Here is a 20,790-nt window from a genome sequence, read left to right as displayed (position 1 = left end):
TGAGATGCTTTATTGTGTAAAAAAGCACAAAAAAACTATTGACATTTAAAATGTAAGCGTTATAATATTCATGTAAACCGGTTTCGTAAACCGATTGACCAAGAAAAGTCGACAATTCTTTGGTAAAAATAAATTTTTTAATGTTTTTAGGAGAAATAAAATGAGACAACAAACTTTTGAAACACGATATACACATGCACCAAATGATATTGAACATTTTAGTACTGAGGAATTGCGAAATGAATTTGTCATTGAAAGCATTTTCGAACCAGGGTGGATTCATCTAACATATACTCATAACGATCGTCTTATTTTTGGTGGTGTAGAACCTTTAGATGAGCCGTTGGAAATCGTTTTGGATAAAGTTTTAGGAGTTGACTACTTTTTACAACGTCGAGAATTAGGTTTTATTAATATTGGCGGAGATGGAAGCGTTATCATAGACGGTGTTGAAGATGAAGTCTTGCATCGTGATGGTTATTATGTTGGAAAAGAGACTAAAGAAGTTATTTTTAAATCTAAGGACCCAAAAAATCCAGCTAAATTTTATGTGGCTTCTGCCCCAGCGCATCAAAAATACCCAAGTAAAAAAATTGCCTTGGCAAATATTATTCCACTTACTCCTGGGGATGATGAGCATATGAATAAGCGCAAAATTAATCAATATGTACATCCAAATCAAGTTGAATCTTGTCAGCTACAAATGGGATTAACATCTTTAGCCAAAGGTTCTTCTTGGAACACAATGCCATGTCATACACATGAACGACGCGCGGAAGTTTACATGTATTTTGAATTACCAGAAGAAGATGCAGTCTTCCATATGATGGGTAAACCTAATGCTACAAAGCATGTTGTTTTGCATAATGAACAAGGTGCAATCAGTCCTAGTTGGTCTATCCATGCGGGTGTAGCAACAAGTAACTATTCATTTATCTGGTTGATGGCAGGTGAAAATATTACTTATGATGATATGGATATTGTGCCTATCAATGAATTGAAGTAGTGTTGTCATTATAAAACTGATTTTCAATCAAACAATTAAAGGTGATCAAAATGAAATTGAAAAGTACTATCGAAAAAATCCCTGCTGGAATGATGATTGTTCCACTGTTTATTGGTGCTATTATTAGAGTATTTTATCCTAATCCGCAAATGCCTACTGAATTTTTACCAGGGTTTACTGGAAGTTATTTAACAGGAACAGGTGTAATCTTATTTATTTGGTTCGTAAGTGTAGGGGCAACAATTAATTTAAAAACTTCCGCATACGTTGCTAAAAAAGGTTTAACATTATTAGTTGGTAAAGTGTTATTAGCTGGACTTCTGGGTGTAATAGTTGGGAAATTACTACCTGGCAATGGAATTACAAGTGGAGCTTTTGCTGGTTTATCAGCACTTGCTGTTATTGCCTCTTTTAATGAAACCAACGGTGGTCTCTATATGGGGATTATGACGACATTAAAACGTGATGAAGATGCGGCAGGATTTCCATTTATTTCAATTGAATCCGGCCCATTTATGACAATGGTCACAATGGGTGTGGCTGGTATGGCTTCCTTTCCAATTACAGCGTTTATTTCAACTTTAATTCCATTTACAATTGGGATTATTCTTGGATCTCTGGATATTGAGTTTCGTAAATTTTTTGCACCAGTAGTACCTGCAATGATTCCCTTCTTTGCATTAACACTAGGATTTGCTATTGATTTGACTGCTATCTTTAAATCAGGAATGATTGGTGTGTTAATGGGTGTTGCAGTAGTAGCAATTTCTGGAGGAGTTCTGTCATTTCTGGATCGTTTTATCACAGGTTCAGATGGTGTCGCTGGCTGGGCGGCTTCATCAACAGCTGGTGCAGCAGTCGCAGTACCTAGTGCAATTGCACAATTGGCCCCTCAATATGAACCAATTGCTGGTCAAGCAACCGCAATCGTAGCAACCTCAGTCTTAGTCACAGCTGTACTTACTCCTATTGTAACGATGTACATGGAGAAACGTGCAAGAAGATTGGGTCGTAATGTTTTACCTGAAAATGTAGCCGCTAAAAAAGATGAATATTTAAAAGAGATTAATGCAATTAAGCAAGCCTCAGTTTAATTAAGGAGAAAGTAATGAAAGAAACAATTTTAGATTCATTTTCACTAAAAGGAAAAGTTGCCCTAGTTACTGGAGCAAGTTACGGTATTGGTTTTGCCCTCGCTTCAGCATTTGCTAAAGCTGGTGCAACAATTGTTTTTAATGACATCAATACAGATGCTCTTTCAAAAGGAGAAAAAGCTTATCAAGAAGCAGGTATCAATGCTAAAGGTTATGTTTGTGACGTGACTGATGAAGATGCAGTCAATAAAATGACAAGTGAAATTGAAAGTGAATTTGGGAAAATTGATATTCTTGTTAATAATGCAGGGATTATCAAACGGATACCAATGACTGAAATGTCCGCAAAAGATTTCAGACAAGTAATTGATATTGATTTAAATGGACCATTTATTGTTTCTAAAGCAGTTATTCCTGGAATGATAAAAAATGGTGGTGGTAAAATCATTAACATTTGTTCAATGATGTCTGAATTAGGTCGTGAAACAGTTTCCGCATATGCAGCAGCTAAAGGTGGATTAAAAATGTTGACTAAGAATATAGCATCAGAATATGGTAAGTATAATATCCAATGTAATGGCATTGGTCCTGGCTATATTGCAACACCACAGACAGCGCCACTTCGTGAATTACAAGAAGATGGTTCAAGGCATCCTTTTGACTCATTTATCATCGCTAAAACGCCTGCAGAAAGATGGGGAGATGCAGAAGACTTGCAAGGACCCGCTGTTTTCCTTGCTTCCTCGGCTTCTGATTTTGTTAATGGACATATTCTTTATGTTGATGGCGGAATTTTGGCATATATTGGAAAACAACCCTAATAACTACTATGAGTTGGAACAGTACTATTAAGTAGTACTGTTCTCTTAATAATGGAGATTAAATATGAATAATCAAATTGTAGCAAACTTACTTATTTTTGAAGATAAGTGGAAAAATGGTGAGAAACAAAGTGAATTAATTCAAAAGGCTTTAGAACTTGGTTTTTCAGCTATTGAAATTAGAAGAGAATACTTCTTTAACATACATGAAGAAATTGAAGAGATCAAAACTCTTCGTATGAAAAATAATTTTGAACTTTATTATAGTATTCCTGATAAAATTTTTGTTGATGGTAAAGTAAATCAGGCATTCAAAAACTATATTTCTGAATCTAAAGATCTTGGTGTTTCTAAAATTAAATGTAATATTGGCGATTTTCAAAATTTTAAAGGAAATATGAAAGAAGAATTATCTTTCATACTTGATAACTCGTTTGAAGTTAATGTTGAAAATGACCAATCAAAAGAAAATGGGACAATAGCACCTATTCAGAAGTTCTTTGTAAAAGTAAGTAATGAAGGATTAGATATTGGTTTTGTATATGATATTGGAAATTGGCTATTCGTTTCTGAATCTCCTGAAACGGCTAAGGAACAATTGAAAACATATACAAGATATATCCACTTAAAAGATATTGAAAAAACAAGTAATTCGGAACTTACTGTTGTTGGAATTGACAAAGGGCAATTAGATTGGAGAAAACTACTTAGAGATTTATTAAGTGATTATCCCCTTGCCATTGAGTATCCAATGGAAAATAATGAAGACATTCATAGTGATTTGGAAACAATAAATACATATTTGGAGACTTTATCATGACAGATATTATTACAATAGGCGAACCACTAGTGGTACTAGCTTCTGAAAATTTAAACAAAAATTTAGTTGATACCTCAGTTTTTTCAAAGATTTTAGGTGGTGCGGAATTAAATGTTATGATTGGTGCATCACGTTTAGGACATTCAACGGAATATATTACTCAAGTGGGTGAGGATCCATTTGGTCAATTTACGGTTAAAGAAATTGAAAAACAGGGTGTTGGTAATTCTTATATTGGTAAAGATTCAAAATATTGGACAGGTTTTTATTTGAAAGAATTTACAAATCAAGGAGATCCAAAAACATTTTACTTTAGGAAGGGTTCAGCAGCAGCACATATTTCAGAGGAAACTATTGATCACGTTGATTTGAGTGATGTCAAATGGGCTCATCTTTCAGGAATATTCCCAGCAATTTCAGAACAAGCTTTACAAATGTTTAAACGCTTGTTAATTAGAATCAGAGAAAATGGTATACATACAACTTTTGATCCAAATTTGCGGCCTGCACTTTGGGAATCTGAGGCCAAGATGCGAGATACCCTCAATGAATTAGCAAAATTTGGTGAAATTGTAATGCCAGGAATTGGTGAAGGGAAGATTTTAGTTGGGTCAGAGGACCCAGAGGAGATTGCCAATTTTTATCTTTCTCAAAGTCATATTACAAAAATTGTTATTGTTAAACTTGGTGCTAGTGGAGCCTTTGTAAAAACAGTAGAAGGTGAGAGTTATTTAGTTCCTGGTTATAGAGTTGAAAAAGTTATTGATACAGTAGGAGCTGGTGATGGCTTTGCGGTGGGCGTTCTAACAGGATTAATTGAAGGCTTAACATTAAAAGAAGCAGTAAAAAGAGGCTGTGCAATAGGAGCATTAGCTGTAATGACTCAAGGAGACAATGATGGTTATCCAACACGAAAACAACTGGATACTTTTCAAAAATCAAATATAGGAGCTCAATATGAAACGATATAATATTTTACAACAAATGATAAATTCGGGCGTTGTGGCTGTCGTTCGGGCTAATAGTCCAGAAAAAGCAATAAAAATTGTAGATGCAATTATTGAAGGTGGAATTAAATCAATAGAGTTAACTTACTCAGTTCCTCAGGCTAATGACGTTATCAAAGAATTAGTTGATAAATACCAAGGTTCAGGTGTAACAATTGGTGCGGGAACAGTTTTGGAACCTATTTCTGCAAGATTAGCCATTATTGCAGGAGCTCAATTCATTGTCAGTCCTTGCTTTGATAGAGAAGTAGCAAAATTATGTAATTTATATCAAATTCCTTATATACCTGGAATTTTTACACCAACGGAAGTCAAAACGGCATTAGAATATGGTTCAGAAGTCATCAAACTCTTCCCTGGTGATATTAGTGGTGCAAATATGATTAAGGATTTAAAAGGTCCCTTCCCAGATCTCAATATTTTGCCTTCAGGTGGGGTAAATGCAGATAATATTAAAGATTGGATGAAGGCAGGAGCGACAATAGTTAGTGCTGGTTCAAGTTTATATTCCATTGGAAAAAATGATGATTTTGAACTAATTACCCAAAATGCAAATGAATTTATTAGAAGTTATCAAAAGTGTTTGATAACTAAAAAATAGAGAATAGCTTTTAAATGTTTAAGAAGTAATTTCCCATGATCAAAATCTAAAATTGAAAAAAGACTAATCTAAGCTATAAAAATAATAAATTTAATTATAAAAGAGAATACTCCTGAAAACTAGGCTAATAGTTATTAGGAGTGTTCTCTTTTATTTTCATATAATACTATTATATATCCAACTGTATCTTCAAGATGCCATTTCTACTATCCAATTGTTACTCAATTTAAACTAATTTATAGCAGAGATTATAAGATTTTTAAAGTCAAAGTCAGCTTGATAAGCTTCAGACTGTTTAGACTTTTCCAAGAGAATGAGCAAGTCTTCGCTATTTTGGCAATTTTATCAAATATAAGGCCACTCCTTTAAACTGTTAATTCAACTATTTCAAGATACTATAAGATGAAATTGTAGCAGGCCTTTTTTTTAAAAAAAATTAAAAATAAGAATTAAAAAGATGAAAATAATTGTTTACATCTCTCATAGTTTTTGTTAAACTGAAACAGTTGTAACATAAATGAAATAAATGTAATGTAAAAGAAATTAAAATATTGGAGAATTTTTATGGGTACAAATTTTTCTTATAAAATGGGCATCAGCACTGAGGAACACGATGCCTTTGTGAAAGCAAGCAGTGAAACAAACTTGCTACAAAGTAGCGCTTGGGCACAAGTTAAAAGTAATTGGGCTAGTGAACGAATTGGTATTTACAAAGGCAATGAACAAGTAGCCTCCATGTCAATTCTTATTAAGCCATTACCTTTGAAACAAAGTATTATCTACATCCCAAGGGGACCAGTTTTAGACTATTCGGACAAAGAATTATTGGCGTACACTTTTGGAATTCTCAAGAAAATCGGGAAAGAAAAGAAAGCTATTTTTATCAAGTTTGATCCAGCAATTCTATATAAGCAATATAGTATTAATGAAGTGGGAACTGAGTCAGAGAAGGCTAAGGAAATAATTTATAATATTATTTCAGCTGGTGCAAAATGGACCGGTTTGACAATGGAAATTGCTGACAGTATTCAGCCCCGCTTCCAGGCCAATCGTTATCTCCATGATAACTTAGAAACAAGTTTTCCAAAACATACGAAACGTTTGATGAAAGATGCGATTAGACGAGGTGTAAAAGTCAAACGCTCAGATATAAGTGAAATTGACGTCTTTGCAAATGTTGTCGCCTTAACTGAGGAACGCAAAAAAATTGCCTTAAGAAACAAAGCTTATTTTAAAAAGCTGATGACTATTTATGGAGATGACGCCTATCTTCATTTAGCTACGGTTAACATTGCAGAGCATTTGGTTACATTTAAATCAGAGCTTGCGCGTGTTGAAAAAGACTTAAGTGAAACATTGGAACATCAGGTGAAAAGAATCAAAAAGTTATCTGATCAAAAAGAATCACTTAAAAAATACATTTCAGAATTTGAAAGATACTCTGTTAAATATCCAGATGAAGTCGTTATTGCTGGTATTTTATCCATAGGTTATGGAACATCTATGGAAATGCTTTATGCTGGTATGAATGAAGACTTTAAGAAATTCTACCCACAATACCTGCTTTATCCAAAAGTCTTTCAAGATGCTTTTGATAATGGGATTGCATGGGCAAATATGGGCGGTGTAGAAGGTAGCCTAGATGATGGCTTAACAAAATTTAAAGCCAATTTTAACCCAACCATTGAAGAATTCATTGGAGAATTTAATATTCCCGTTAACCCACTTTACTACCCAGCCAACGCCCTCTATAAATTGAGAAAAACATTGCGGAATAAGCATTAATCATTATCCAAAAACAGTAATGAACTTTTTGTTCATAAAAGTTCAAAAATATAAATATATCTTGTACTTTTAAATCTATATTGGACCTAATTATATATTATTCTGTCCCTCTGCTATAAAATATAATCAGAACTTGTTATCAGTACAAGTCTTAGATTATCTATTAGATAAGAGGAGAAATAATATGAAATTATTAATTGCTGGCGCAGGAATGATTGTCAAAGATTTTTTAACAATGACAAAAGATTTGGAAAATATTGAATTAGTTGGAATTGTTGGGATTGAGCAAGATTTAGAAATAATGACTCACTTGAGTGAAACATATAGTATTGAACAAGTTAGTACGAACTTCCAATCAGCATTAGAGACAATGGAGATTGATACAGTCTATGTAGCTTTGCCCAATCACTTGCATTATCAGTTTTCAAAGTTGGCTTTAGAAGCTGGAAAACATGTTATTTGTGAAAAACCATTTACACTAAAATTGAAAGAATTGGAAGAGTTAGAAGAGCTTGCTAAACAGAGACATTTAATTTTAGTTGAAGCAATTACTACTCTATATCTCAAAAATTATCACCTTTTAAAAGAATCAATCGCTCAGATTGGGACTGTTAAACTTTTGGAATGCAATTATTCACAATATTCATCTCGATATAATTTATTCAAAGAAGGAACAATTCTGCCAGCATTTAATCCTAAATTTGGTGGCGGAGCCTTGATGGATATCAACATTTACAACATTCACTTTGTCGTAGGTCTTTATGGAGCTCCCGACTCTGTCAATTACTTTCCAAACATTGAAAATGGGGTTGATACTTCTGGAATTTTGGTCCTATCCTATCCAGAATTTAAGGCTGTTTGTATTGGGGCAAAGGATTCCTCATCACAGTCATTTGCCAAAGTTCAAGGGACTAAAGGCACTGTACAAGTTAATGGCTCAGTTAACTTTTTAGAGAGTTTTAGTCTAAATTTATTATATGAGCAGGAAGAAATCATTGATGTTAAAAACCATAGTCACCGCATGTTTGATGAATTTAAACAATTTATTTGCTTAATTGAGGAAAAAGATTTTGACTTTGCGACAAAACAAATGCAGGAAAGTAAAACAGTTATCAGTATTGTTGAGCAAGCCTTTGAAGGCACTGGAATTACTATAGGTTAAGTTATGGTATAATGAAAATAAAAACTAGGTGAGACCATGACATTACTTTACCAATTGCAAGAAAAGTCTGATTTTACAGGAACTGAAGCGCGAGTTTCAGATTATATATTGCAAGAATTAGAAAATTTTTCAGCCATGACTATTCATGACATTGGTATAGGAGCTTATACCTCTAATGCATCAATTATAAGACTTGCCAAAAAATTAGGTTTCGAGGGATTCAAGGACTTCAAGATTCAACTTGTTAAAGATATTCAAGCAAGTTTTACTCAAGTTAGTGCAGTAGATCCTAATTTTCCTTTTGATGTGACTGATAACGTAAATGCGATTAGTAAGAAATTATCAGATTTATCTATCAAGGCAATTACTGAAACTACCAATCATATCAATACAAAGGAAATACAAGAGCTTGCCAAGGTAATGTCAAAAAGCAATCGAATTTTTTTATATGGTATTGGTGACTCTCAAATCAGAATCAATAGTTTCCAAAATAAATTAATGAAACTAAACATCTACGCCATTGTAGCTGATAACTATAGTGAAGAAATTTGGCACACTCTTAATGCTCAAACGGGAGATATCGCCTTATTCGTGACCTATGGTGGTCATACCCAAAGTATGGCAAATAATTTAAAACAGTTACGGCGAAATAAAGTAAAAACAGCATTAATTACAGCAAGCCGAGAAGATCAGTTACGTAGCTATAGTGATTTTGTCATTTCCTTACCAAAGGGTGAAGGTGACAAAGGGAAAATAAGCACCTTTTTCTCACAAATTGCCATAGATTATGTCTTAAATTTGTTATTTTCATTGATTTATAAAGAAGACTTTACAAAAAATGCCATAGAAACAAAGAAAAAGAACCTAGCTTTCAAAAAAATAGGAGGAAAGAAATAAGGACCACTCAAATGAGTGGTTTTTTACAACCTGATTCTTCTTTTGGGTTTAATTCTAAATCAATTTTTTGTAAACTTTGTTTCAATTATTGGGAAAAGGGTTCGTTTATGGGGATGGTCATGGTAGACTTAGATTACTAGTTAGTAAACGAAGGAGTTTGTTTTGTTGAAAAATTATAAAAATAGCTATTTGAGTTATTTTCTCATGTATACCTTTTACTTTTTATCTTTTGCCCTCTTTTCATCTTTAATATCTGTCTATTTATTGGACAAAGGGTATGGACCGAGTCAAGTGTCATTGGTTGTTTCTGTTTCATTTTTTACATCTATGTTGGCACAGCCATTTATAGGGGCGTTGAATGACCGTTACAATGTTAAAACAGTGACTATTATTTCATTTGCATTGACCATATTGGGAGCTATTTTATTTTTGTTGGCCAATTCGATTTGGTTTTATATTATTTCATATAGTTTAGTCTTACTTTTGATTAATGGGACCAACCCTGTTATGGAGCAATTAGCCACGTCAAGTCCATACCACTATGGGAAAATCCGTATTTGGGGGACTATTGGCTATGCCTTAGGAACGCAGATAGCAGGATTGATTTATGATTTCATTTCTCCACAGGCTATCTATATTATCTTTGTTGGCACCATGCTACTTGCTATCATCGGGACAATGGGGATTCAAGTTCGTCAGAATACAATTGAGCCAAAAACTGACTTGTTGACTGAAAAAAATAGAACAAGTTTTAAAGAAATTCTAAAAGATAAAACCTTTTTGCTCTATATGATTATTGTCATGCTCTTTTCTGGAGTGATGAATACTGGACACACTTATTTACCAGCCATGCTTGAAGCAGATGGTCTTAGTGTTGGTCTAGCGACTACAGTTGTCTCACTCTCAGTTATTTGTGAATCTCCTTTGATTTATTTTTCTCATCTCTTCATGGATAAGTTTAAAAGTAAGCAACTTTTCTTGGTTTCTGTAGGATTTGTACTCTTACAATATCTCATTTATGCCTTACATATTAATATCACTTCAACAGTTGCCGTCACTTTATTGGCTAAACATGCTGCTGCAATGTTATTCATTATGCTTAATATCAAAATTGTTGCTTCACTTGTTGATCGTCATGTCTTGATTACAGCTTTAGCACTTATTCAGACTGCACGTAATCTTTCCTCAATTATTTTTCAAAGCATTGCTGGACAAATTCTGGAAGTGTCAACCTATACTGTCCTTTGTTTGGTCTTGGTAGCAGTATTAACAGTTATCTTTGTGATGGTTGCTCTGCTTGATTTACCAAGCGGCAACCAGGAGAAACTTTTTTCACGTTAAGGTTAGCTTTTAACAATGGAACTCTGTTTACAAAATCCAAGATATTCCACAATAAAAACAGGAAATATGTTCTAAAGTAAGGTAAATGTCTGATAACTTTAATAAGGTTTGATATGATAGACTTAACAAACAAAAGGAGAAAATCATATGTCATTTCCAAAAGATTTCTTATGGGGCGGAGCCCTTGCTGCACACCAATTTGAAGGTGGAGTTCTGGAAAGTTCAAAAGGCTTGAGCGTTGCGGACGTTATGACGGCTGGCGCCCATGGGGTTCCTCGTGTGATTACGGATGGTGTGGTTGAAGGGAGCTATTATCCTAACCACGTCGGAATTGATTTTTATCATCGTTATAAAGAAGATATTGCTATGTTTGCGGACCTAGGCTTTAAAGCTTTTCGCACGTCAATTGCTTGGACACGTCTGTTCCCAACTGGTTTTGAAAATGAACCGGATCAAGAAGGACTTAAATTCTACGATGATGTTTTTGATGAATTATTGAAATATGGAATTGAGCCAGTTATTACTTTGTCTCACTTTGAAATGCCTTATGAGTTAGCTAAGAAAAACGGTGGCTTTATGAGTAGAGAAACAGTTGATGCTTTCGTTAGATTTGCAGAAGTTTGTTTCACGCACTATCAAGATAAAGTTAAATACTGGATGACATTTAATGAGATTAACAATCAAATGAATTATCGTAATGACATCTTTGGTTGGACAAACTCTGGTGCGCATTTTGGTGAGTATGAAAATCCCGAAGAAGCGATGTACATCTGTGGTCACCATACGTTGCTAGCTTCAGCACGCGCTGTTAAAATTGGTAAAGATATCAATCCAGATTTTCAAATTGGGAATATGATTGCCATGGTACCAATTTATCCATACTCATGTCGTCCAGAAGATGTACTTCTAGCTAATCAGGCTATGCATGACAGATGGTTCTTCTGTGATGTTCAAGTAAGAGGACATTACCCAGCTTATGCTCTTAAGATGTTTGAACAAAAAGGATTTAACATTCCAATTACAGAAGAAGACAAGGCAGTCTTAGCTGAAGGAACAGTAGATTATATTGGTTTCTCATATTACATGACAAATGTGGTTGATTCTCAAAAAGAACAAGCTGACATGTCAAAAACCATTGAAGCTTCTAATCCTTTCAGTGTTAAAAATCCTTTCATCAAGGAGTCAGATTGGGGCTGGGCAATCGACCCAGTTGGTATGCGTTATGCTCTTAACATTTTCTATGAACGTTATGAAAAACCAATGTTCATCGTTGAGAATGGTTTTGGTGCAGTTGACGTCAAAGAAGAAGACGGTTCAATTCATGACCAATACCGTATTGATTACCTTAAAGCTCATATCCAAGAAATGGAAAAAGCAATCAATGAAGATGGTGTTGAACTAATGGGCTATACTCCTTGGGGCTGTATCGACTGTGTGTCATTTACAACAGGTGAAATGAAAAAACGTTACGGCTTCATTTACGTAGACCGTGATAATGAAGGTAAGGGAACACTTGAACGTTCTAAGAAAGATTCATATGACTGGTACAAACAAGTAACAGCTTCAAATGGTGAAGTTTTATAATAGAATTGAAAAAGGTAAGTTTAGGCTTACCTTTTTTGTGCATCAAAGTAATTTCTTGACAGTTATGATAGTACTTACTATACTTAAGCCTAATAAAGGGGTGTGGAAGATGAAGATATTAGTTACTGGTGGCAGTGGTTTTGTAGGAAAAGAAGTTATCAGACAAGCGCTTATGCAGGGGCATACAGTGGCATATTTATCAAGACATGAAGGACAAGGTAAGCTTTTTGAGAATCCTATGGTGACGCATATCAAAGTAGATTTAGTAAAAAATCAGAAAATGACACTCCCAAATAATTATGATGTCATTGTTCATTTGGTCGGAGCAATCAAACCAAATGATTTACAACTCTTAAATGTGCAAGCGATGAGAGGGGTCATAAAACTAGCTGTGGAAAATCAGATTGAACAGCTTATTTACTTATCGGCACGAGTTGGGTACCCAGCCTATTTAAAAAGCAAACAAGAAGCTGAAGAATTGTTAAAAGCTTCAGGACTAACTTATGGGATTTTACAATCCGGGTTAATTTATGGAACTGAGCGTCCTCTTGCCAGTATCATTGGACAAATCAGTAGATACTGTAATCAACTACCGCTCCTTGGGAAACTAGTTACCGTACTTTCTCCTATACCTGTACAGGAAGTAGCACAAGTGTTACTAGAAAAAGTCAAAACAAAACCAGCTTCATTTACAGAAAAACTAATAACCTTATACATAAAAAAGAATAGCTTATAGGCTATTCTTTTATTTATTTTATTATCTTATCTTTGTTTTTCTCTTGCTTCATAAGATAATATATCTCCTGGTTGACAATCTAAAATCAAACAGATTTTCTCAAGGGTTTCAAAACGGATGCCTTTTGCTTTCCCTGTTTTTAATATAGATAAGTTGGCTTGAGTGATGCCAATCCTTTCAGCCAACTCCTTGGAGGTCATTCTTCTTTTGAGAAGGACTTGGTCAAGGTTTACTGAGATCATTGCAATCCCCCTTTAAATGATTTGATCTGAATTATCTTGTGATTTCAGACCTTCTTTAAATAAAATATAAATAATGTAAATGAATCCCAAGAAAACGACATCACGTGTCAATTTCAATCCCGTTTCCATCAGAATCGTCATATCTAGTTTTAAATAGAGTCTTTCCATCAGTACAGAATTGATAATATTTGAACAGATGAAAAGTTCATAAATATGAAAATATGCGACAACATCTTTAAATTAGCTTTTCTAAAGAAAACACTTCTCAGCCTATTTAAGATTAGTAACTGGACAATGAAAAAGATAAAGAAGAATAAAAAGATATTAATAGCAATTGCTATTCCAATCATCGGTTTTTCCCATCCATGAAATTATTTGAAATCATACCAAGGATCAGTATGGAAGAGGAAGGTCTTTAAACTTTCTGGGAAAACAGCAGCAATCAAAATTGTCCACTGAAATATATCCCCATCAAATCCATCACAATTAGTGTAATGAAAACGATTGTTCAGAGAATCTTAGTTGACTTTGACATGAGTGGGCTTTCTAGTTTTTAGTTTCAAATTACATAACTGTGACTATTATAATATAAAATGTCCAGACTGAAAAGAGGAGAAAACTAATAGTAAGAGACCAAAAACTTTCACAAGAATATGTGTAAGCGTTGACATTATTGTTTTGGGATAATATAATTATTTTAAGAAGTAAAAAATGTCTGATTCTCTAAGATTATAATGAGATAGCGATAACAATTAAGTGGATACAGGAGGAGAACACTTAGGGTAAAATTAACAATTATTTCATAAAAAGTGAAAGCTGATTCTTTATTTTGGGAATTGCGTCAGCTTTGTAGTCAGTTAAAAGGTCTACTAGTGATTTGTTAAATCAGAAAATGACTAAATAGTGCAACGATTCATCAAGAATGAAAAAGGATGAGGAGAAGTCCTGTAAGAATCAAAGTTGGTATGTTATGAGGAAGGGTCTAGAACTCTTTAGCTAAATAGGAAGATGGAAAAGGGTAAGGAATATGAAAAAATTAGCAATTAGCATGGTTACATTATCGTCAATCTTTTTATTAACTGCTTGTGGTGGCAATAAAGAAACTAAAGATGGTACCGTTGCATCAAATGGTTTACAAGTTAAAGTCGTTGACGGTGAATACGTACAACCATATGATATGAAAACTTCAAGTAGTAAAAATGGCTTCTTAGCATTACAACTTAAACTAAAAAATACTGGTGACAAATCTCTAACTTATAGTGAGTCAGACATCACACTTAATAGTGAGGATGAAGATTTAGAACCAGAACATGCTTACGATTCAACTAACAAATTTAAAACAATTGGCTATGAAAAATTATCAAAAGGTCGCTCAAAAACAGAATATGTTGTTTTTGAAGTTGATAAGAGTGAAAAAGGTTATAAATTAACAATTGATCCTAACACTTCTGAAAAAGCAGATCCAATTGAACTCAAAGTTAATGCAAAAAAATATAGAGATAATACAGAAAACATTAGAGATTTAGTAGACAGCTATGTTAAACAAACTTTCTTGCCAGGTGCAGAAAATGCAGATAAGAAATTATCAAAAGACTTTACATTAGCTAACAAAATTGAAGAAGACCAAAAGAAATATATGGACGAATTCAAAAAAGATATCAAGGATTCATGTCGTTACTATCAACCAAGTGATGCGGATCTTGAAAAAATTGCCAAAGGTTATGTGGATGCTAACTCTAAACGTGCCAAAATGGAATACACTGTTAAGTCATACCTTCCTACATCAGCAACTATCACAGTTAAACCATCTGTTATCAACTTTGATGATATGGACCTTGAAGGTTTAGCTAATGACTATGTTGAAAAACATGGCAATTCAAGTGCTGACTACGAAACAAAATATAAAGAAGCTGAAAAATACATCTTAGAAAACCTAGGAAGTCGTTATGATTCAGCAGCTATTAATACACCAAAATACATGTCTGGCGATGGTTATGATATCAATATCTCAAAAGATGTTGATTCAGGAAAATGGACTGTTGATTCATCAGATGCAGATTTAAACTACTCTTACAAAGATTTAGTTAAAGCATTCACAGGTGGAATTAAATATTAATAAAACCAAAGCACAGATGGGCCTGGAGGAAGCATATGGTAAGAGTAAGTATCCATAGACAGGTTAGTCTAGTCAATGATCGAGGTTTACTCTTCCTGGAAGTTGATCAGATTAAAAAGGGGAAATTGATTATAGGGAAGGTGTTGACCTTTGATTTAACTAAAGGAAGGCACCAAATAAGAATTAAAGATGTCCTTGGTTTTACTAGCAATACTTTTTACATCAATGATCAAGAGACAAACGACCTCCAACTTATTGTCTCAAATGCTAGCTCGGTCGTCTATGTCTTAATGTTACTCGTGTTAACAAGCTTAGCCTTATGTTTCACCCACCATCAAGAAACTATCTTTATTCTTTGGCTAGTCTTTTGCATCTACATTTGTCTATTTAAAAGACACCAACTTTATAAGATTAAGAGAAGAGAAGAATAAAAAACAAGCCGATGGCTTGTTTTTTTGTTTTGAAAATTAATTCAATATATTGCTTAGTTTGAGTTACTTATTTAAGTTGAATACGAAGTAATTCTTTAAGTAATTAGTGTTAGCCTGTGCTAATGCTCTATTCAATGAAAATATTCATTATTTTCATTGAATAGAGCTATATTTATCATATTAATTATCAATTTGTTAAATGTATGCGTTTACGTTAAACTTGAATTAACAAAAAAATAATAGAGGTATAAATCATGGAAAATTTAACAGTCGTAGAACAAATGGGACTATGGGTAGCTGGAAAATCATTTGAAGATTTATCTAAAGAAGAAATTGAAGCATTAAAAGGACGTGTGCTTGATGCCGTAGGCTGTGCTATTGGTGCTCTAGATAGTACAACTATTAAAAGTATTCAAACAATGACTCATGATTTAACTAATGATGGATCTGTTACAATGATTGGTGGAGGGAAAACTACACCGGACAATGCGGCACTCTTTAACGGAGCAGCAATTCGCTATTTAGATTATAATGATTCTTACCTAGCTAAAGGTGAAACGTGTCACCCATCAGATAATATATCGGCTGTATTGGCAGCTACAGAACATAACAAAGGAAATGGTAAAGATTTCCTATTAGGCCTAGCTATTGCTTACCAAATTCAATGTCGACTTTCTGATGAAGCTCCAGTTCGTAAACATGGCTTTGACCATACCGTACAAGAGGCTTATGGAGCAGCAGCGGGCGCAGCAAAAGCTCTTGGACTTGATGCGAAACAAATTGCTAATGCCATTGCTATTTCAGGAACAAGTTACAACTCACTCCGTGTAACTCGTACAGGTGAATTATCAAACTGGAAAGGCTTAGCAGCACCTAATACAGCACGTGGAGCAATGTCTTCAGCATTGCTTGCTAAATATGATATTACAGGTCCTCGTGAGGTTTTTGAAGGAAATAAAGGATTCTATGAGACAATTGCTGGTAAGTTTGATATTGATTGGGAACGTGAAGGATTAGATCGTGTCCTTGGCACAATTATCAAACGTTATAATGCGGAAATCCATTCGCAATCTTCAATTGAAGGACTCATTGAATTTAAAAATGAGAAAAATATTCCAGCGGAAGATATTAAAGAGATTCGCTTAGATACATTTGATGTAGCTTTCCATATTATTGGTGGTGGTGAAGAGGGAGATAAAAAACAAATTCGTCTGAAAGAAGAAGCAGACCATTCCCTACCATATATGCTATCTGCAGCGTACCTAGATGGTCAAGTATTACCAGCACAATATGAACAAGACCGTATTCTTAAAGATGATATTCAAAACTTGTTACAAAAAGTTACAGTTAAAGAAAATCCAGAATTTAGTCAACGATTCCCTAAAGAAATGGCAATTAAGCTTGAAATTGAAACTAATGATGGCCAAGTTTATGTAGTGAATAAAGATGATTATCAAGGATTTACTTCTCGACCTGCAAGTTGGGATGTATTACTAGAAAAATATAATTTACTTACAACAAATATTGATGCAGAATTAGCTTCAAATATTGCTAAGACAATTGAAAATATTGAAAATATTGAAATTACAGAATTAACTGATCTACTAGCTAAAATCTAAAGGATGAAAGGTTAACACTATGTTAAGAGAAATACCTGTAAGTATTTATAGAGGTGGAACCAGTAAAGGTCTGTTTATCAATGAATCCCTTCTTCCTGAAAACTTGGAAGAGCGGAATCTGATTTTATTAAAATTGATGGGTAGTCCAGATACTAGACAAATAAATGGACTAGGTGGCGCTGTGTCTACTACAAGCAAAGTGGCAATTATTTCAAAAGAAGAAAAAGAAGATTGGGACGTCAATTATACTTTTGCTCAAGTTTCTGTTGATAAACCTGTGGTTTCCTATTCAGGAAACTGCGGGAATATCTCTTCAGCAGTTGGTATTTATGCCATTGAAAATGATTTGGTATCCATTTCTACTCCAATAACTAAAGTAAGAGTGTATAATACAAATACGAAAAAAGTGATAAATGAGTACATTCCGACACCAAATGGCAAACTGACTTACGAAGGAGATTTTGAGATTTCTGGGGTACCAGGTAAGGGATTAAAAATTGAATTAGAGTTTTTAGATCCATCAGGTGCTTTTTCAGGTAACATATTACCAACTGGTAACGTAAAAGATCACATCACATTGGAAGATGGACAAACTGTGACAGTATCAATCGTTGATGCAGCTAATCCATTAGTATATTTGAAATCTGATGAAATAAAATTGATTGGAACAGAGACGCCTGAAGAAATTGATAGTGATCCTGTTTTATTAGCTAAACTTGAAGAAATTCGTGGTAAAGCTGCAGTATTAATGGGGATTATAGATGATTATAAAATCAGTGCCACTGTCACACCCGGTGTTCCCAAAATGACAATTATTTCAGAAGCCCAAGATTATCATTCTACCGAAGGCCATGAAATTTTGGCATCAGATTATGATTTAAGTGTAAGAATGATGAGTATGCAAAAAGCACACAAGTCTATTGCTCTAACAGGAGCTTTATGTACTGGTGCGGCTTATCAAATTAAAGGGACACTTGTACACGAATTACTTGAAGAAACAAGTAGGAGTGGACAAGTTTTGGAAATTGGTCATAGCAGTGGCATGATTACTGTTTCAATCAAAACAAAAACAGAAAATAAAAATACAACTATAGAATCAGTTTCCAGCTACAGAACTGCTCGTAAGTTGATGGTTGGTACTGCATACATCGAGGAGGCATAATTTATGCTCGCAATATTAGGTTATCTTATGATTCTCACCTTTATGGTCTTGTTACTGACTAAAAAGGTGACGCCATTTAATGGTTTAGTTCTAGTACCAGTAGTATTTGGTATCATAGCAGCCATTGCTACAAATACACCAATTTTAGATGCCTTTAAATGGATTTTTGAAGGACTCTACTTTAAAGCAGGTGATGCTGGGAAAATAACAGCCGGGGTTGCACCGACAATCACTTTGCTATTATTTGCTATTTTATATTTCTCAGTAATGTTAGATGTTGGTCTTTTTGATCCCTTAGCTGTATACATGATTAAATGGGCAAAAGGTGACCCGATGAAAATCACCATTGCGTCAGCATTAATCACTTTAGCTGTTTCACTTGATGGTGATGGTACAACTACAGTTTTGATTGTAACTGCTGCCATGTTATTGATGTATAAAAAAATGGGAATGAAACAGATTTACTTAGCAGCTATTATTGGGTTTGGTAATTCTGTAATGAACTTGGTTCCATGGAGTGGACCAATGGCGCGTGCGATGCCAGTTTTAAATATAGGACCAAAAGAATTCCTCCTTCCAGTCTTGCCAGGAATGTTTGCGGCCGCTTTACTTTGTATTTTCCAAGCTTATACTTATGGAAAAAAAGAAAGAAAAAGACTTGGTTATAAAAAAGGTATGGGTATTCTCTCTGAGGACGAAACCAAGCACATTATTGATGATGTGACATTAAATAATATTGACTACAAACGACCTAAACTAATCGTATTTAACTTGGCACTAACAATTGCCATTATGGTTCTCTTAATCATGGATGTGATTAACGGAGGGATCCTTTTCTTAATAGGAACGGGAATTGCCTTGATGGTTAACTATAAAGATTTAAATTTACAAAACTCACGACTTCTTGCAAATGGAGCAGAGGCATTAGGACCAGTTTCTCTTGTATTTGGTGCTGGTGTAATCATGGGTATTTTAAATGGATCAGGAATGAGTAGTGCCATTGCGACACAGTTAGTTTCCATGATTCCTGAAAGTCTTGGTGGCTATATTCCATTAATTTTAGCGTTAATTTCTTTACCTGGACTATTCTTTTTACCAAACGATGCCTTCTACTTCGGGATTTTACCAGTAATTGCACCAATCGCTTATAGTTATGGTGCAACACCGGTTGAGATTGGTGTGGCCTCTCTTATGGGACAAGCTATTCGTTTTGCTAGTCCACTAGTAGCCTTCCTTTATGTCTTGGTTGACCGAACTGAAGTAAGTTTTGTTGACTATCAAAAAGAATATCTCAAATGGGGCTTTATTAGTTTTGCTTTACAATTAACAATAGCAATTCTTACTGGTGCAATTCCTATTTAAATTGTTTCTTTACAGATATCAATAAATGCTTGAGCATAGGTTGGTAATTGACGATGCTTACGATAAGCAACAATTAAATCAACATAAAATGGAATTTTTAAAGAAAAAAATGTAATCTTGTCAGTCATCATAATGTGTTTTGAATGACTACTATTGATAAAACAAACTCCTAAATTATTTGCAACAAGATTTGAAGCTGTTTCAATATTTCTTGTTGCAAGTACATGTTTAGGCTTGAAATGGTGCATAGCAAAAATTTGATCTGATACTTGTCGAGAAAATTGGTCAGGTTGATGTAGGATAAAGAGTTCGTTTTCTAGTAGATTAAGATCCATAATTGGAAAATTTTGATTTTGATTATTTGCAATTTTTTTACAAAGGGAGTGCTTTGTTGGCAAAGCAATAAGCATTTCTTCAGCTTTTATTTGTTCACTATGTAGATATTGATTTGTTTCAATACGATTCATCAGAGCAATATCAACATCTCCGTTCTCTAATAGTTGTGTAAATTTTGCGGATGATGATTCATTCAATATAATTTCTACATTTGGGTATAGTTTTTTAAATTTTGGAAGTAAGACAGGTACTAGATAAGAACTTCTTAGAAGAGGAATTGCAATTTTTAAGCGACCAAATTGATTGTTTTGGATAATCTGGAGACGATCTTCAAAATCTCCTTTTATTTTTAATATCTCAAGACCGTATTTTAGGAATTCTTCTCCCAAATAGCTTAGTTCAAATTTTTTACCATGTTGCACAAAAACGTCAAAGCCAAGTCTACTATTCATGTTCTTTAAGTAAGTACTCAATGAGGGCTGAGTGATATAGAGTGCTTCAGCTGCTTTAGTGACACTTCCCTTATCTAGGATTGCTTTGACATATTCAATATCTTTAATTTCCATAGTTTACAAACCTTTTTTCATTACTTTTTTGAAAGTAAGAAATCCTCCTAATTTATGTTAAACCTTTATAGGTTATTTAGTAATAAAGCACCATTTTCAATC

Annotated in this window: 19 protein-coding genes; 17 read left to right on the top strand and 2 right to left on the bottom strand. The window is 34.0% G+C overall.

What is annotated here, in order from left to right:
* Positions 1–160 precede the first annotated feature (160 nt).
* The 12 genes from kduI to SPB_RS06575 all read left to right on the top strand — a co-directional run bounded on the left by kduI (position 161) and on the right by SPB_RS06575 (position 12,854).
* A complete protein-coding gene (kduI, locus tag SPB_RS06630) occupies positions 161–1,006 on the top strand; it encodes a 5-dehydro-4-deoxy-D-glucuronate isomerase (RefSeq protein ID WP_003104156.1) in 846 nt (281 codons plus the stop codon).
* A 50-nt stretch (positions 1,007–1,056) separates the two neighbouring features.
* The gene (locus tag SPB_RS06625) at positions 1,057–2,100 is read left to right on the top strand and encodes a 2-keto-3-deoxygluconate permease (RefSeq protein ID WP_003105001.1); all 1,044 of its coding nucleotides are present in this window, start codon (positions 1,057–1,059) and stop codon (positions 2,098–2,100) included.
* Between the two features lie 14 nt (positions 2,101–2,114).
* Positions 2,115–2,921: a gluconate 5-dehydrogenase gene (locus SPB_RS06620; RefSeq protein WP_003103636.1), complete on the top strand. Its 807-nt coding sequence runs from the start codon at positions 2,115–2,117 to the stop codon at positions 2,919–2,921.
* Positions 2,922–2,985: 64 nt separating this feature from the next.
* On the top strand, positions 2,986–3,741 hold the full coding sequence (locus tag SPB_RS06615) for a sugar phosphate isomerase/epimerase family protein (protein WP_003103265.1): 756 nt from the start codon (positions 2,986–2,988) through the stop codon (positions 3,739–3,741).
* Positions 3,738–4,712: a sugar kinase gene (locus SPB_RS06610; RefSeq protein ID WP_003102549.1), complete on the top strand. Its 975-nt coding sequence runs from the start codon at positions 3,738–3,740 to the stop codon at positions 4,710–4,712. Before SPB_RS06615 ends, SPB_RS06610 begins: the two co-directional genes overlap by 4 nt.
* Positions 4,699–5,349: a bifunctional 4-hydroxy-2-oxoglutarate aldolase/2-dehydro-3-deoxy-phosphogluconate aldolase gene (locus SPB_RS06605; protein WP_003105665.1), complete on the top strand. Its 651-nt coding sequence runs from the start codon at positions 4,699–4,701 to the stop codon at positions 5,347–5,349. Before SPB_RS06610 ends, SPB_RS06605 begins: the two co-directional genes overlap by 14 nt.
* A gap of 564 nt (positions 5,350–5,913) precedes the next feature.
* Positions 5,914–7,134 (top strand): aminoacyltransferase, encoded by a 1,221-nt coding sequence (locus tag SPB_RS06600; RefSeq protein ID WP_003104650.1) that lies wholly within the window; start codon positions 5,914–5,916, stop codon positions 7,132–7,134.
* Between the two features lie 184 nt (positions 7,135–7,318).
* Positions 7,319–8,296: a Gfo/Idh/MocA family protein gene (locus SPB_RS06595; RefSeq protein ID WP_003104096.1), complete on the top strand. Its 978-nt coding sequence runs from the start codon at positions 7,319–7,321 to the stop codon at positions 8,294–8,296.
* 36 nt (positions 8,297–8,332) lie between these two features.
* Entirely contained in the window at positions 8,333–9,193 is an 861-nt protein-coding gene (locus tag SPB_RS06590) for a MurR/RpiR family transcriptional regulator (protein ID WP_003102712.1), read from the top strand.
* Positions 9,194–9,355: 162 nt separating this feature from the next.
* Positions 9,356–10,534: an MFS transporter gene (locus SPB_RS06585; protein WP_003104414.1), complete on the top strand. Its 1,179-nt coding sequence runs from the start codon at positions 9,356–9,358 to the stop codon at positions 10,532–10,534.
* Positions 10,535–10,681: 147 nt separating this feature from the next.
* Positions 10,682–12,118 (top strand): 6-phospho-beta-glucosidase, encoded by a 1,437-nt coding sequence (locus tag SPB_RS06580; RefSeq protein WP_003103468.1) that lies wholly within the window; start codon positions 10,682–10,684, stop codon positions 12,116–12,118.
* A 109-nt stretch (positions 12,119–12,227) separates the two neighbouring features.
* Positions 12,228–12,854 (top strand): SDR family oxidoreductase, encoded by a 627-nt coding sequence (locus SPB_RS06575; RefSeq protein WP_003102610.1) that lies wholly within the window; start codon positions 12,228–12,230, stop codon positions 12,852–12,854.
* Between the two features lie 26 nt (positions 12,855–12,880).
* Here SPB_RS06575 and SPB_RS06570 read toward each other — a convergent pair whose 3' ends face one another.
* Positions 12,881–13,096, bottom strand: a complete 216-nt coding sequence (locus SPB_RS06570) for a helix-turn-helix domain-containing protein (RefSeq protein WP_003106019.1) — start codon at positions 13,094–13,096, stop codon at positions 12,881–12,883.
* 1,027 nt (positions 13,097–14,123) lie between these two features.
* Here SPB_RS06570 and SPB_RS06565 point away from each other — a divergent pair.
* From SPB_RS06565 to SPB_RS06545, 5 genes are all read left to right on the top strand, one after another.
* The gene (locus SPB_RS06565) at positions 14,124–15,212 is read left to right on the top strand and encodes a DUF4352 domain-containing protein (RefSeq protein WP_003103294.1); all 1,089 of its coding nucleotides are present in this window, start codon (positions 14,124–14,126) and stop codon (positions 15,210–15,212) included.
* 35 nt (positions 15,213–15,247) lie between these two features.
* Positions 15,248–15,643, top strand: coding sequence for a hypothetical protein (locus tag SPB_RS06560; protein WP_003102589.1), 396 nt, complete (start codon positions 15,248–15,250; stop codon positions 15,641–15,643).
* 254 nt (positions 15,644–15,897) lie between these two features.
* Positions 15,898–17,262: an MmgE/PrpD family protein gene (locus SPB_RS06555; protein WP_003103863.1), complete on the top strand. Its 1,365-nt coding sequence runs from the start codon at positions 15,898–15,900 to the stop codon at positions 17,260–17,262.
* Positions 17,263–17,281: 19 nt separating this feature from the next.
* Positions 17,282–18,424, top strand: a complete 1,143-nt coding sequence (locus SPB_RS06550) for a 2-methylaconitate cis-trans isomerase PrpF family protein (protein WP_003104284.1) — start codon at positions 17,282–17,284, stop codon at positions 18,422–18,424.
* A 3-nt stretch (positions 18,425–18,427) separates the two neighbouring features.
* Entirely contained in the window at positions 18,428–19,786 is a 1,359-nt protein-coding gene (locus SPB_RS06545) for a CitMHS family transporter (protein WP_003105318.1), read from the top strand.
* Here the strand turns inward: SPB_RS06545 and SPB_RS06540 are convergent.
* The gene (locus SPB_RS06540) at positions 19,783–20,688 is read right to left on the bottom strand and encodes a LysR family transcriptional regulator (protein WP_003105506.1); all 906 of its coding nucleotides are present in this window, start codon (positions 20,686–20,688) and stop codon (positions 19,783–19,785) included. The genes SPB_RS06545 and SPB_RS06540 overlap by 4 nt on opposite strands.
* Positions 20,689–20,790: the final 102 nt, after the last annotated feature.

The sequence above is a fragment of the Streptococcus parauberis NCFD 2020 genome (assembly GCF_000187935.1).
Classification (GTDB): domain Bacteria; phylum Bacillota; class Bacilli; order Lactobacillales; family Streptococcaceae; genus Streptococcus; species Streptococcus parauberis.
The sequence above is the reverse complement of the archived record's forward strand: the minus strand, read 5'-3'. Positions and strand labels throughout refer to the sequence as shown.

Coding starts and splice junctions, on each gene's coding strand:
- kduI (WP_003104156.1), top strand. CDS start 161: ATGAGACAACAAACTTTTGAAACACGATATACACATGCACCAAATGAT.
- SPB_RS06565 (WP_003103294.1), top strand. CDS start 14,124: ATGAAAAAATTAGCAATTAGCATGGTTACATTATCGTCAATCTTTTTA.
- SPB_RS06545 (WP_003105318.1), top strand. CDS start 18,428: ATGCTCGCAATATTAGGTTATCTTATGATTCTCACCTTTATGGTCTTG.
- SPB_RS06570 (WP_003106019.1), bottom strand. CDS start 13,096: ATGATCTCAGTAAACCTTGACCAAGTCCTTCTCAAAAGAAGAATGACC.
- SPB_RS06615 (WP_003103265.1), top strand. CDS start 2,986: ATGAATAATCAAATTGTAGCAAACTTACTTATTTTTGAAGATAAGTGG.
- SPB_RS06590 (WP_003102712.1), top strand. CDS start 8,333: ATGACATTACTTTACCAATTGCAAGAAAAGTCTGATTTTACAGGAACT.
- SPB_RS06595 (WP_003104096.1), top strand. CDS start 7,319: ATGAAATTATTAATTGCTGGCGCAGGAATGATTGTCAAAGATTTTTTA.
- SPB_RS06610 (WP_003102549.1), top strand. CDS start 3,738: ATGACAGATATTATTACAATAGGCGAACCACTAGTGGTACTAGCTTCT.
- SPB_RS06550 (WP_003104284.1), top strand. CDS start 17,282: ATGTTAAGAGAAATACCTGTAAGTATTTATAGAGGTGGAACCAGTAAA.
- SPB_RS06600 (WP_003104650.1), top strand. CDS start 5,914: ATGGGTACAAATTTTTCTTATAAAATGGGCATCAGCACTGAGGAACAC.
- SPB_RS06620 (WP_003103636.1), top strand. CDS start 2,115: ATGAAAGAAACAATTTTAGATTCATTTTCACTAAAAGGAAAAGTTGCC.
- SPB_RS06625 (WP_003105001.1), top strand. CDS start 1,057: ATGAAATTGAAAAGTACTATCGAAAAAATCCCTGCTGGAATGATGATT.
- SPB_RS06605 (WP_003105665.1), top strand. CDS start 4,699: ATGAAACGATATAATATTTTACAACAAATGATAAATTCGGGCGTTGTG.
- SPB_RS06540 (WP_003105506.1), bottom strand. CDS start 20,688: ATGGAAATTAAAGATATTGAATATGTCAAAGCAATCCTAGATAAGGGA.
- SPB_RS06560 (WP_003102589.1), top strand. CDS start 15,248: ATGGTAAGAGTAAGTATCCATAGACAGGTTAGTCTAGTCAATGATCGA.
- SPB_RS06575 (WP_003102610.1), top strand. CDS start 12,228: ATGAAGATATTAGTTACTGGTGGCAGTGGTTTTGTAGGAAAAGAAGTT.
- SPB_RS06580 (WP_003103468.1), top strand. CDS start 10,682: ATGTCATTTCCAAAAGATTTCTTATGGGGCGGAGCCCTTGCTGCACAC.
- SPB_RS06555 (WP_003103863.1), top strand. CDS start 15,898: ATGGAAAATTTAACAGTCGTAGAACAAATGGGACTATGGGTAGCTGGA.